Below are 12254 nucleotides of genomic sequence, written 5' to 3'. Positions count from 1 at the left end.
GGTTATGCGCATGCAGGATGCAACGTCGCCCGCGACAAGTCAAAGCGACACGGTTGACCCGGCGCGCGCGAATGCATTGCTGGCAACACTGGGGGTGCCGGGGCACATTTCCGCCGGTGATCCGCTGCCACCCTTTTTTCATCAGCTTTATTTCTGGGATGCGCGCCCTGCGTCCGAGCTTGGTGCGGACGGTCATCCCCGCCCTGGCGGTCTGATCCCGGAGACCGGGTTGCCACGCCGGATGTGGGCCGGCGGCCGGCTGGTTTTTGGCGCGCCTTTCCGGGCGGGGGTGGCGGCTGAGAAAACGAGTATATGTGAAAATCTGGCGCGCAAAACGGGCCGCAGTGGTCCGCTGGCGCTGGTAACGCTACGCCATGAAATCCGGCAGGACGGACAGCTCTGCGTGACTGAATGGCAGGACCTCGTTTACCGCGAGCAGGCCCGTGCAGAGGCCGCGCGCCCTGTGGCGCCGGTGGCCGCGACGGACGAAGAGACAATGCAGCCCGCAGCGTTCACGAGCACGCAGCTCTTCCGGTATTCCGCGCTGACCTTCAATGGGCACCGAATTCATTACGACGAAACCTATGCGCGCGAGGCCGAAGGCTATGACGGTCTGGTGGTGCACGGCCCGCTGCTGGCGCAGAAACTGATGCTGTTCGCCGCAGCTGAGCTTGGGCCGCTTGAACGGTTTGCCTTTCGCGCGACAGCGCCGCTCATGCACCATGAGACGGCAGAACTCTGCCGCAATGGTACGCGGTTGTGGGTGCGCGCGTCAGACGGGCGGCAGTGTATGGAAGCCACTGCCGTGGTCAGGTCATAGCGACGCGCTGACGCCGAATCCGTCCGGAATGGTGTCGCGGTCTTCCAGAACGAGATCGGCCATGACCGCGGCGATCCCTGGCGCCATCCCAAACCCGATCTTGAACCCGCCGTTTGCAATGAAATGTCCGGGCCGGTCCGGCCATGACCCCAGCATTGGCGCACGACTGCGCGCCCGCGGCCGCACACCCGCCCAGCGTTCGACGACCGGCGCATTGGCAAGTGCAGGCACCAGCCTGCGGGCTTTGTCCACCAGCGCATCAAGCTGTTCGTCAGTCGACGTCGGGTCTTCGTATTCCCGCTCTGAGGTCGATCCGATTGCCACCGTGCCGTTGAGGTGCGGGATAATGTGCACCCCATCTGCGAAGAGCTGTGGGCGCCCGGCCGCGTCGTGCTGCAGGACGGCTGCCTGCCCTTTCACGCCGTTTCCGACCGCCCGGTGGTGGCGTTCGTTCAGCATTTCCAGACCGGCAACGCCGGCGGCCCAGACGATACGCCCGCTGTCTGCGCCTGTGGGCATCACCCCGACGCCCCGTGTCTCAAGGGCGGCGACCAGTGCCATACAGGCCTGGCGGGGATGGATCAGCGCGCTGAGCGTATCGCGGATCACATACCCCGAGGGGCTTGCCGGCCCCCACGGATCATCCGGTACCGGTTCAACGGCCCAGACCGCATGATCCTTCCACAGCGCGCGGGCTGTGTTGCGCCGGTTCTCCGCGATCTGCCGCGCATGTTCGTCCGCTATGGGTTGCAGCCTGCCACTGCGCAGATACCCGGGATCAACACCGCCTGCGTCCCGCGCGCGTTGCCAGAAGGTCGCCGCTGCCAGCAGACTGTCGAGCTGGAAGGCTTTTTTCGGGTTCCAGTTTTCCGGGACATGCGGCGCCAGTGCACCGACAACACCCCCGCTGCTGCCCGCGGCGGGACCGTTCGGATCGATGACCTGCACGGTTGCGCCGCGTTCGGTACAGATCCAGGCGATGCTCAGCCCCAGAATGCCCGCGCCGCGGACTGTAATATCGACCATTGCCAAAGACTGCCTTCTGTCCCAGTGTCCCGCCTGACTGCTGACATCTTACAGGGCTGAACCGTGCAGAACCAGACGGCTGAACTGAGCTGGAAACCCGGAGACGTGCCGGTATCTGAACAGTTCGATGATCCTTACTTCAGTCTTGAAAACGGTCTGGCCGAAACGCGGCATGTGTTTCTTGACGGCAATGACCTGCCTGCGCGTTTCGGTCCAGGATTTCATATTGCCGAGCTTGGCTTTGGCACCGGCCTGAATTTTCTGACCACGGTTCTGGCCTGGCAGGCGGCAGGAGCCCCGGGTCCTCTGACCTTCACCTCGTTTGAAGCTTTTCCGATGTCGGTCACAGACATGCAGCGCGCATTGAGTGCCTTTCCGGAGCTGTGCGACCCTGCCGGATTGCTGGTGGCACACTGGGGCCCGGAGGGATGTCGCGCCGAAATCCTGCCCGAGGTGCATCTGAACGTGCTGACCGGCGATGCAAACGAGACCCTGCCCGCATGGGAAGGTCTGGCCGATGCCTGGTTTCTCGACGGGTTTTCTCCGGCGAAAAACCCGGACCTCTGGTCGCCCTCACTGATGCTCGAGGTTGGGGCGCACACCCGCGCAGGGGGCAGTTTTGCGACCTACACTGCCGCAGGTTTTGTGCGGCGCGGGTTGGAGGCTGCCGGTTTTGAGGTAACGCGCAGCCCCGGTTATGGACGCAAACGGCATATGAGCCGGGGCGTGCTGCGATCATGACGAAGCCCGACAATCTGCGCGCGGCGGTGCTTCTGATGCTGCTGACCACATTCGTATTTGCTCTGCAGGATGGCATCTCGCGCCACCTCGCGGGAAGCTACAATGTGATCATGGTCATTATGATCCGCTATTGGTTTTTTGCCGCATTCGTGGTGGCCGTGGCCGCTCGAAAAGCGGGTGGCATCCGAGCGGCTGCGGCGACGAAACAACCGGTTCTGCAGGCTTTTCGGGGCTTTCTGCTGGCCACAGAGGTTTGTGTGATGGTGGCTGGCTTTACGCTCTTGGGACTGGTGGAAAGCCACGCGGTTTTTGCCTGTTATCCACTTTTTGTGGCCGCACTCAGCGGACCGGTCCTGGGCGAGCGGGTGGGCTGGCGCCGCTGGCTGGCGATTGCTGCCGGGTTCGTGGGTGTCATGATCATCCTGCAGCCCGGGGTTGGCGTTTTTGATCCGGCCGCGATTGTCCCGCTTGTGGCCTCAGCGATGTTTGCGCTTTATGCGCTGCTGACCCGGTTTGCGGCGCGGCTGGACACCACGGCAACGAGCTTTTTCTGGACCGGCACCGTGGGTGCTGTGGTGCTGACCGGACCGGGCCTCTGGCTGTGGGAGCCGATGTCGGCCCCGAACTGGGCCTGGATGTCGGTGCTGTGTGTCACGGGCGCGCTGGGTCACTGGCTGCTGATCCGGTGTTACGAGCTGGCCGAAGCGAGTGCCATACAGCCCTTTGCCTACTTCCAGCTGGTTTTTGCAGCGGCCATCGGCTTGCTGGTGTTTGGTGAAAACATCCGCCCGGAGGTTGCGGTCGGTGCGCTGGTGATCGTGGGAGCCGGATTATTCACCCTTTGGCGCGAACGCCAGCAGCGTTGAACCGGTCAGCTCCTCGGTGAAGGGCACAGGCATAGGGTCCCCGCCCAGCATCGCGCGGTAGACCGGCAGACTTTCTGCGACCCGCATCACATAGTTGCGGGTTTCACGGAAAGGGATGTGTTCAATCCAGTCCACGATATCCACGGTGCCGCGCCGCGGATCGCCGTAGGTTTGCATCCAGCGGTCCGGCCGGCTGGGACCGGCGTTGTAGGCTGCGGACATCATCACGACATTGCCGCGGAACCGGCCAGCCATCACCGAAAGATAGGTAGCACCCAGCTCCGCGTTATACGCCGGGTCGGTGATCATACGGTCCGTGGTGTGCCGCTGCAGCCGCCCAAGGCGTTTTGCAACCTCGCGCCCGGTGGCGGGCATGATCTGCATCAGGCCGCGCGCGCCGACACCGCTTTGCACGGACGGATCAAATTCGCTCTCGCGACGGGCAATGGCGAGGGTCATTTCCGGGGCCATCGGCAGATCCTGACGTGCCACAGGGTGCAGCGGGTAATACCCGCCCGGTATAACGATAGCCTGGCGCGCCGCGCGTTTGCCGATCATCACCGCAAGGTGTGGTTCTTCCAGATCAAGCGCGGCCTGTGCCAGCAGACCCGCGTCATTGCGGTCCAGGCTTTCCGTCAGGTGCGTCCAGAACCGCTCCGCCAGGCTCAGCTCACCGGAGGCCTGGAGCAGCAGCCCGGCCTGAAAAACGTCATCGGATACCAGCGCAGACTGACGCCAGTCGCCGACCGCCGTTTCACCGGCAAGATCCATGTCAAAGGCGACACCGGCACGTTCCGCCGCCAGCAGACCGTAAAAGGATGTCTGGTATTGCGCGGCGTCCAGATACGCCTGATCCGCCGCAGCCACATCGCCCATCGCTTCCAGCGCGCGACCGCGCCAGTAGCCCGCACGGCCCCTCGAAATGGGCGATTTCACCGCTGCGCTGTGGTTCTCAAAATGCTTCAGCGCTGTCTCCGGTTCCTTCAGCTTGCGCAGGGCAATGAACCCTGAAAGCCATTCGAGATCTGCGTAATCAGAGCCTGCTTCCAGAAAATGTCGCGACGCCAGTTCATAGGCCCGCTCCGGGTCGCCGTTGCGCATTTCGTCCCGGGCGAGTGATCTGCGCCGGTTCGCCCAGTCGCCGGGCCGTCCGAGCGCCTCTGCACTGACCGACGTGGCGCGCAGCAGCGCTTTGGCATCGTCTGTGCGTCCCTTGCGGGCGCGCCAGATGAACCTGTCGTACTGCAGCCCGCCACTGTTTGCATGTGATGACGGTACCGATGCGATCAGCCCGTCTACGCCCTTCTCTCCCTCGCGCAGTGCAATGCGCGCTTTTGCGGCCGCAACAGCGCCGTCGGAGGCCAGCGGGAACATGCGGCGCGCGTTGCTGTAGGACCCTCGCCACAGCATTGTATCGAGCCGCGCATCGTGGTGCCCGCGCAGGTACCCCCCGAAGCGTGACTGAAACGTCGCCTGTTCGTCCGCGCTCATCGGGAAGTTTCGCCAGGCATTTACAACTAGTGCGCGCGCTTCTTCCGGTACACCTACATCATTGCGGGCATCGGCAAAAGCGAGAACACCCGCCGGGGTCTGCGGCGGAGTGTCAGAAAAGAAGGCGGTTACTGTGGCGGTACCCGCGCGCGAAATCGCTTCCTCGGACTTGCGGCGCAGAAGTCTTTCACCCGGCCAGTCCGGTCGGCGCGACAGGAAGGCTGTGACCTCGGCCGCAGAGCCACGCCCATCACGCAGGCGCGCCCATTCGACGATGTCAGCGGCAATATCGCCATCCTTGGCCGCAACACGCGCGGCATCCTGCCAGTTGCCGCTGCGCAGCGCATCAAAAGCCAGTGCAAGCGGCCGGGGCCGTTCAGCTGCCGCAGGCAGAGCCGTCAATAAAACGAGCCCGAGAATCATCAGCTGGCGTCTGATCACTTGCATTTCCCAACGTTTGAAGGCTAGAGCCTCTGAGCATAGACCGTCACTGAACACGATCAAATCACGATCGTGCTTAAAAGATGGTAAAACCCAGGCCATTTGCCGGCCACAACTAAAAGGAGCGTGAACATGTTCAAAGGCTCAATGCCTGCCCTCGTCACGCCGTTTCGGAACGGCGAGCTGGATCTGGAGACACTCAAGAAACTCGTCGAATGGCATATCGGAGAGGGCAGTAACGGCCTTGTTCCGGTGGGAACAACCGGCGAAAGCCCGACCCTGACACACCGCGAACACGAGGTAGTGGTCGAGGAGGTCGTCAAGGCCGCAGCCGGCCGCGTGCCGGTCATCGCGGGCGCAGGTTCCAACAACACCACCGAGGCAATCCGCCTGGTGCGCCATGCCGAATCTGTTGGCGCAGATGCCGCGCTGGTGGTGACGCCATACTACAACAAGCCCACCCAGTCCGGGCTGATCGCGCATTTTACAGCCCTGCATGACTGTGCCGAACTGCCGATCATCATCTACAACATCCCCGGCCGCTCGGTCGTGGATATGAGCCCGGAGACTATGGGTAAACTGGCCGAACTGCCCCGCATTGTCGGCGTCAAAGACGCTACCGGCGATCTGGCGCGGGTCTGTGATCAGCGGATCACCTGCGGGCCGGACTTTATCCAGCTGTCGGGTGAGGATGCGACCGCGCATGGCTTTAACGCACAGGGCGGCACGGGCTGTATTTCGGTTACAGCAAATGTGGCACCGCGTCTGCTGAGCCAGATGCAGGCCGCCTGTCTTGCCGGTGACTACGCCTCGGCGCTGGAGATCCAGGACCGTCTGATGCCGCTGCACAAGGCGATCTTTACCGAGCCGGGCCTCGTGGGCGTGAAATACGCGATGTCACAGCTTGATCTGTGCTCGGACGAAGTGCGCCTGCCGCTGACGGGTCTGTCGGACGACACACGCGCGCTGGTGGACAACGGCCTGCGTCACGCGGGTCTGATGAACTGAAATTCCGGGTGGGGCCAGCGCCCCACCCGTTGTTGACGCGGGCGCACAGCTGATCATAGTTGCCGGTATTCTCACACCGGAGCGTTGCCCATGAATATCCTGCCTGAAATTGCTGCGAGCGAAGACGAACTGATTGCGGTTTTCCGCGACCTGCATGCGCATCCGGAGATTGGTTTCCAGGAGAGCCGCACCAGCCGCATTGTGGCCGAGAAACTGCAGGCCTACGGCGTGGATGAGATCACCACCGGCATTGCCGGTACGGGTGTTGTGGCACTTGTGCACGGGCGGGGTCAGGGCAACCGGCGCGTGGGGCTGCGTGCCGATATGGATGCGCTGCCGATCGTTGAGGATACCGGGCTGGCCTGGGCTTCTGAGAACGACGGGGTGATGCATGCCTGCGGGCACGACGGGCATACAACAATGCTACTGGGTGCGGCAAAGCACCTGGCGGCAACGCGCGATTTTGACGGGACCGCAGTACTGATTTTTCAGCCCGCCGAAGAGGGGCTTGGCGGTGCGCGGGGCATGATCGCGGACGGGCTTTTTGAGCGGTTTCCCTGTGACGAGATTTACGGAATGCACAATTATCCGACGGGTGTTCCGGGAAAATTCGGCATCTGCAAAGGTGCAGCACTTGCAGGGGCGGCGTTCTTTGACATCCGGGTTGAAGGGACAGGCAGCCATGCCGCACACCCCGACGAATCCCGTGATGCGCTGATGGTGGCCGCCAGCCTTGCGACCGAGCTGAACACAGTGCTGGCGCGCAACATCCCGCCGCAGGATACCTGTGTGCTGTCGGTGACGCAGATGAATGCGGGCTCGGCCTACAACGTTGTTCCGGGCACTGCGACCCTTGCCGGGACGATCCGGTATTTCCGCGATGAAATATACCGGATTGCGGCTGACCGGATGCAGGCCATCTGTGATGGCTATGCCGTGGCACATGGCGTGAAAATTCATCTCGATCTGCGCCCGGTGTTCGATGTGCTGATCAACGATGACGACCTGTCAGAGGCCTATGTGGAAGCGGCGGCAGACATCGTGGGGCCGGAGAATGTCTCAGCAGACGATGCGCCCACCACAGGGTCCGAGGACTTCGCCGACATGCTGCGCGTGGTGCCGGGGGCCTATTGCAGCCTGGGGCACAGCGGCACGCTGCCGCTGCACAACCCGGGCTTTGTTCTGGGCGAGGAGATCCTGCCCGTTGGCGCGTCCATTATGGCGCGGATCGTCGAACGGCGGATGCCGCTTCAGCGTTTGCCGTAGTAAAGGCCGACCACGTGTTCGGCCTCTGCAAAGAAGAGCCAGCGCGCGGTCAGGACGCCTGCCACGTGGCTGATCACGGCGAGCAGCGCCAGGAAATGTGAGAACGGCAGCGAGAGCAGTACAACCGGCAGCACGACCATCAGAACCAGCGAAATGATCCGCAGTTTCTGGCTGTGTTTACGGCCGATCTCGTGCACGAATTCGCGCAGCAGATAGTTGGTGCCGGTGTGTGGTGGCTCAAAAGCGCGGACACTGCCGATGCTTCCCAGTCCGGTGGCAGAGGCCATGTTGGTTCCGGAGCCTGCGAGAGCTTTGTCGCCCATGTTCCATGTGACCAGCTGCACGGCACCCGCGATGACCAGCAGCACGAGCGCTGCGGTAACCTGGCCGGAGAGCAGTGCGCCACCTGCCAGCGAAAGCGACAGGAACTTGACCGGTGTGACGGGCATGTTCCAGCGCGGGATGGTTTTCAGCTGGGTGTAGATCATCGAGGTGGTGAAAACAGTAGCCATCGACAGGGCAGCTCCGATGATGCCGAGCAGGCTGTAGCGTTCGCCCAGAAACACGAGGCCCGCGCCATACAGGCCCATGACCACCAGTGCACCTACAGCGCACCAGGCTTCGCGGCTGAGCCAGCTGGAGCGCCATTGAGTGAAGGCTTTGATCGCCCGTTCGGGCCGGCCAAGGTGGAAGGTCGAAGACAGAAGACCGCCCACGGCCATGGCGTAGGCGATGGCGAAGAACGCGAAGGCTGTCCAGCCGGTGACTGCAGGGTAGCCAAGGCCCAGCCAGGTCAGCAGGCCAAAGCCCAGGCCGCTGAAAACAGTGAAGAAAATGACGGAAGGTGCGGGATGCATCAGAGTTTCTCCAGTGTTTTGTCAAGCCAGCCGAGGAAGCCTTTGGGCTCCTCTGCCACAGGTTCCAGGAAGGGGGCCAGTACATCGAATTCCGGCATCTCGTCCTTGGGCCGCGGGGGCAGGTATTTGTTCACAGGTTTGGTGCCCTGCTCGGGCATCAGGTCCATGCCACCACGCTCGGCGACCAGCTTGCTGACGTCGCTGTCGGGATCGCCCAGATCACCAAAATGACGGGCACCGGCGGGGCAGGTGCGCACACAGGCAGGCTGGCGGTCTTCCTCGGGCAGGTTCTCGTTATAGATCCGGTCGACGCAGAGCGTGCACTTCTTCATCACGCCTTCGGCCTGGTCGAGTTCGCGCGCGCCGTAAGGGCAGGCCCAGGCGCAGAGGCCGCAGCCGATACAGTCGGATTCGTTCACCAGAACGATGCCGTCCTCGACCCGTTTGTAGCTGGCACCGGTCGGGCAGACGGTCACGCAGGGCGCGTCCTCGCAGTGCAGGCAGGACTTGGGGAAGTGGATAAGCTGGGCGGCGGCGTCGCCTTCGGGCTGGACCTCGAAGGAGTGCACGCGGTTGAGGAAGGTGCCGTTGTTGTCGGCGCCGTAAGCGTTCTGATCCGACAGGGGCGCGCCGTAGTTTTCGGTGTTCCAGCCTTTGCAGGAGATCACGCAGGCGTGGCAGCCGACGCAGGTATCGAGGTCGATCACGAGGCCCAGTTTCTTGTCGGTATGTGCTGGCAGAGTGGTCATTTTAGGCCCTCTTTTCTGGCCGTCGGTGCGGCGTCGGTATCGTGTCGGTTTAACGTCGGTATTACGTCGGTGCGCCGCGTGCGGTGGTGCAGGGTGTTGTTAAGAAGGATTTTCCGGGGCGCTGCCCCGGACCCCGGGATATTTCCGGCCAGAAGAATGGTCATTTGCCCACCTTCCATTTCAGGTCTTTGGGACCTTTGCCGACGGGCGATTTTATCGCGTCAAAACCGGGTTTGGATTCGTCCGGTGGTGTGGCTTTTTCGATCCGTACCTTGAGGTCGAACCAGGCGGCCTGGCCGGTGATCGGATCAGAGTTGGCCCAGCGCAGACCGTCGCCTTTGGGGGGCAACAGTTCGTGGATGAGGTGATTGAGCAGGAAGCCGCGGGTGGCTTCGGGTGCGTTTTCCTCGAGCGCCCAGGCGCCCTTGCGTTTGCCGATCGCGTTCCAGGTCCAGACCGTGTTTTCGTTGAGCGCGGCCATTTCCAGGACGGGTACCGTGATCTCGCCGTGTGGCGATGTCACCTTTGCCCAGTCGCCGTCCGAGAGGTTGTTTTCGCGCATCAGCTTTGTGGGCAGATAAAGCGGGTTGTGGCCGTGCAGTTGTCTGAGCCAGGCGTTCTGGGACCCCCAGGAGTGGTACATCGCCATCGGGCGCTGGGTGAGGGCCGTGACCGGGAATTCATCGACCTTGTTTTCTTCCTCGGAAGAATACCAGATCGGCAGGGGCGACATTTTCTCTCTGATGCGGGCGCGCAGGTATTCGGGCGGCTGGCGGTCGCCATGCCCCTCTGCGGCCAGCTGGAAGCGGCGCATCGGCTCAGAGTAGAGCGAGAAGAGATAGGGTTCGGGTTTGTCGTAAAGCCCCATGCCCACAGCCCAGTCCTGGTATGCGGCGTTCCAGGGTTTGTAGTAATTCGCCCCATCGGGGATGTGTTCGACAAAGAAGCCGCCGTTTTCAATGTAGCGGTCCAGCTGGTTGGGGTTTACCTCACCGCGGCCGGACTGGTCACCGTTTTCGCCGCGGAATCCGGCCAGCGGGCCGATGCCCGGTTTGCGCTGGTGGTTGACGATATAGTCACCGTAATCCGCGTATTTCTGGCTGCCATCCTCGTTCACAAAGCCCGGCAGGCCCAGCATCGCGCCCAGCTCGCAGAGCATGGACTGGAAGCCTTTGACGTCGCGGTCGGGCTCGATCACGGGCCAGCGGATCGCATCCGCGGCGGCGTCGGCTTCGCAGATCGGACGGTCCAGCAGCGAGATACAGTCATGGCGTTCCAGATAGGTCGTGTCGGGCAGCACCAGATCGGAATAGGCGACCATCTCGGAGCTGTAGGCATCCGAATAGATCAGTTTCGGGATGACGTAGTCGCCGTTCTGGTCCTTGTCCGTCAGCATGTCGATCACACCACGGGTGTTCATCGAGGAGTTCCAGGACATGTTGGCCATATACATGAACAGCACGTCGATTTTGTAAGGATCACCCGCGTAGGCGTTGGAGATCACCATGTGCATCAGCCCGTGGCTGGACATGGGATTTTCCCAGGTGAAGGCCTTGTCGATGCGCGCGGGCGAGCCGTCTTCGCAGAGCGCCAGATCGTCGGGGCCGTGCACAAAGCCCAGGTGCGGGCCGTCGAGGGGCGTGTCCGGTGTGACCTTGCAGTGCGGTTTCGGGTGCGCCGTGGCCGGTTTCGGATAGGGCGGTTTGAACCGGAAGCCGCCGGGCACTTCGACGGTGCCCAGGATGATCTGCAGGGTGTGCAGGGCGCGGCAGGTCTGGAACCCGTTGGCGTGGGCGGAGATGCCGCGCATGGAGTGGAACGACACAGGACGGCCGATCATTTTGTCGTGCTTTTCGCCGCGGAAATCGGTCCAGGCGTGATCAAGCTCGAAGCTTTCCTCGAAGGCCACGCGGGCCAGTTCTGCGGCGATGGCACGGATGCGGTCGGCGGGGATGCCACAGCGGTCGGCCACGTTTTCCGGCGCGTATTGATCATCGAGATACATATCCGCCATCTGGTGGAAGACGGGGCGGTGGGTCCGGCCGTCTGCCTCATACGTGGCGGCGAGGTCTGGTTTGACGCCGGGCTGGTCAAAGGGCGTGAGCTTGCCGGTCACGCGATCGATCACCAGCTCTTTGCCGTTCCCGTCCCGCATCAGCAGGCCATGATCGGCAGCGCCCGGGTTGTTGATCACCAGCACCGGCGCATTAGTGTATTGCGCGAGATAGTTGAGGTCCATTTTGCCTGCTTTCATCAGGCAGTGGATCATCGCCAGGATAAAGAGACCGTCGGTGCCGGGCGTGATGCCGACCCAGTCGTCGGCCACAGCGTTGTAGCCGGTGCGGATCGGGTTAACACCGATCACCCGTGCGCCGCGCGCCTTGATTTTGCCGATGCCCATTTTGATCGGGTTACTGTCGTGATCCTCGGCCACGCCGAAGAGCATGAAGAGTTTGGTGTGATCCCAGTCCGGCTGGCCGAATTCCCAGAAGGCCCCGCCCATGGTGTAGATGCCCGCCGCGGCCATGTTGACCGAGCAGAAGCCTCCGTGGGCAGCGTAGTTCGGGGTGCCGAAGTTCTGTGCCCAGAAGGAGGTGAACGACTGCGACTGGTCACGACCCGTAAAGAAGGCGAGTTTCGACGGGTTGTCGCGGCGCACCGGTGCCAGCCATTCGGTGGCGATTTTCAGGGCCTCGTCCCATTCGATCTCTTCGAACTCGCCGGAGCCGCGCTCGCCCACACGCTTCAGCGGTTTGCGCAGACGCGAGGGGGCGTTGACCTGCATGATGCCCGCCGAGCCCTTGGCGCAGAGCACGCCCTGGTTCACGGGGTGATCTTTGTTGCCTTCGATGTACGCGACTTTGCCGTCTTTCATGTGCACGTTGATGCCGCAGCGGCAGGCGCACATGTAACAGGTGGTCTTGCGCACCTCATCGGAGACTTTCGGGCTCAGGTCGAGGACTGGCTGGTTCATGGAAAGCTCTCCTGG

The 12254-nt window shown here is 62.6% G+C and carries 10 protein-coding genes; 5 read left to right on the top strand and 5 right to left on the bottom strand.

Features of this window, described 5'->3' with window-relative positions; translation table 11 throughout:
- Positions 1-10: 10 nt before the first annotated feature.
- Positions 11-820: an acyl dehydratase gene (locus AB4K19_RS15440; protein ID WP_375230908.1), complete on the top strand. Its 810-nt coding sequence runs from the start codon at positions 11-13 to the stop codon at positions 818-820.
- On the opposite strand, the gene AB4K19_RS15435 is transcribed toward AB4K19_RS15440, so the two are convergent.
- Positions 815-1846, bottom strand: coding sequence for an NAD(P)/FAD-dependent oxidoreductase (locus AB4K19_RS15435; RefSeq protein WP_375229183.1), 1032 nt, complete (start codon positions 1844-1846; stop codon positions 815-817). The genes AB4K19_RS15440 and AB4K19_RS15435 overlap by 6 nt on opposite strands.
- 63 nt (positions 1847-1909) lie before the next feature.
- Here AB4K19_RS15435 and mnmD point away from each other — a divergent pair, with 63 nt between their 5' ends.
- Both mnmD and AB4K19_RS15425 read left to right on the top strand, forming a co-directional pair.
- Positions 1910-2587, top strand: a complete 678-nt coding sequence (mnmD, locus tag AB4K19_RS15430) for a tRNA (5-methylaminomethyl-2-thiouridine)(34)-methyltransferase MnmD (protein ID WP_375229182.1) — start codon at positions 1910-1912, stop codon at positions 2585-2587.
- Positions 2584-3453, top strand: a complete 870-nt coding sequence (locus AB4K19_RS15425; RefSeq protein ID WP_375229181.1) for a DMT family transporter — start codon at positions 2584-2586, stop codon at positions 3451-3453. Before mnmD ends, AB4K19_RS15425 begins: the two co-directional genes overlap by 4 nt.
- Here AB4K19_RS15425 and AB4K19_RS15420 read toward each other — a convergent pair.
- On the bottom strand, positions 3418-5391 hold the full coding sequence (locus AB4K19_RS15420; protein WP_375229180.1) for a lytic transglycosylase domain-containing protein: 1974 nt from the start codon (positions 5389-5391) through the stop codon (positions 3418-3420). The two genes, AB4K19_RS15425 and AB4K19_RS15420, sit on opposite strands and share 36 nt — an antisense overlap.
- A gap of 126 nt (positions 5392-5517) precedes the next feature.
- Between AB4K19_RS15420 and dapA the strand changes: the two genes are divergently transcribed.
- Together dapA and AB4K19_RS15410 are read left to right on the top strand one after the other, a co-directional pair.
- Positions 5518-6393: a 4-hydroxy-tetrahydrodipicolinate synthase gene (gene dapA / locus AB4K19_RS15415; RefSeq protein ID WP_375229179.1), complete on the top strand. Its 876-nt coding sequence runs from the start codon at positions 5518-5520 to the stop codon at positions 6391-6393.
- Positions 6394-6483: 90 nt separating this feature from the next.
- Positions 6484-7659, top strand: coding sequence for a M20 aminoacylase family protein (locus AB4K19_RS15410; protein ID WP_375229178.1), 1176 nt, complete (start codon positions 6484-6486; stop codon positions 7657-7659).
- Here the strand turns inward: AB4K19_RS15410 and AB4K19_RS15405 are convergent.
- The 3 genes from AB4K19_RS15405 to AB4K19_RS15395 form a co-directional block, all read right to left on the bottom strand.
- Positions 7644-8516, bottom strand: coding sequence for a dimethyl sulfoxide reductase anchor subunit family protein (locus AB4K19_RS15405; RefSeq protein ID WP_375229177.1), 873 nt, complete (start codon positions 8514-8516; stop codon positions 7644-7646). The two genes, AB4K19_RS15410 and AB4K19_RS15405, sit on opposite strands and share 16 nt — an antisense overlap.
- Positions 8516-9265: a 4Fe-4S dicluster domain-containing protein gene (locus tag AB4K19_RS15400; protein ID WP_375229176.1), complete on the bottom strand. Its 750-nt coding sequence runs from the start codon at positions 9263-9265 to the stop codon at positions 8516-8518. Before AB4K19_RS15400 ends, AB4K19_RS15405 begins: the two co-directional genes overlap by 1 nt.
- Positions 9266-9425: 160 nt before the next feature.
- On the bottom strand, positions 9426-12239 hold the full coding sequence (locus AB4K19_RS15395) for a molybdopterin oxidoreductase family protein (protein WP_436398252.1): 2814 nt from the start codon (positions 12237-12239) through the stop codon (positions 9426-9428).
- Positions 12240-12254: the final 15 nt, after the last annotated feature.

The organism is Roseobacter phycocola, from assembly GCF_042055075.2.
In the GTDB taxonomy this organism is placed as follows: domain Bacteria; phylum Pseudomonadota; class Alphaproteobacteria; order Rhodobacterales; family Rhodobacteraceae; genus Roseobacter.
Note: the sequence above shows the minus strand (reverse complement) of the source record. Positions and strands in the feature narration are given on the sequence as shown.

What these genes read in the sequence shown, in the direction of transcription:
- AB4K19_RS15395 (WP_436398252.1), bottom strand. Translation starts at nt 12,239, where the DNA reads ATGAACCAGCCAGTCCTCGACCTGAGCCCGAAAGTCTCCGATGAGGTG.
- AB4K19_RS15400 (WP_375229176.1), bottom strand. Translation starts at nt 9,265, where the DNA reads ATGACCACTCTGCCAGCACATACCGACAAGAAACTGGGCCTCGTGATC.
- dapA (WP_375229179.1), top strand. Translation starts at nt 5,518, where the DNA reads ATGTTCAAAGGCTCAATGCCTGCCCTCGTCACGCCGTTTCGGAACGGC.
- AB4K19_RS15420 (WP_375229180.1), bottom strand. Translation starts at nt 5,391, where the DNA reads ATGCAAGTGATCAGACGCCAGCTGATGATTCTCGGGCTCGTTTTATTG.
- AB4K19_RS15410 (WP_375229178.1), top strand. Translation starts at nt 6,484, where the DNA reads ATGAATATCCTGCCTGAAATTGCTGCGAGCGAAGACGAACTGATTGCG.
- AB4K19_RS15405 (WP_375229177.1), bottom strand. Translation starts at nt 8,516, where the DNA reads ATGCATCCCGCACCTTCCGTCATTTTCTTCACTGTTTTCAGCGGCCTG.
- AB4K19_RS15435 (WP_375229183.1), bottom strand. Translation starts at nt 1,846, where the DNA reads ATGGTCGATATTACAGTCCGCGGCGCGGGCATTCTGGGGCTGAGCATC.
- AB4K19_RS15425 (WP_375229181.1), top strand. Translation starts at nt 2,584, where the DNA reads ATGACGAAGCCCGACAATCTGCGCGCGGCGGTGCTTCTGATGCTGCTG.
- AB4K19_RS15440 (WP_375230908.1), top strand. Translation starts at nt 11, where the DNA reads ATGCAGGATGCAACGTCGCCCGCGACAAGTCAAAGCGACACGGTTGAC.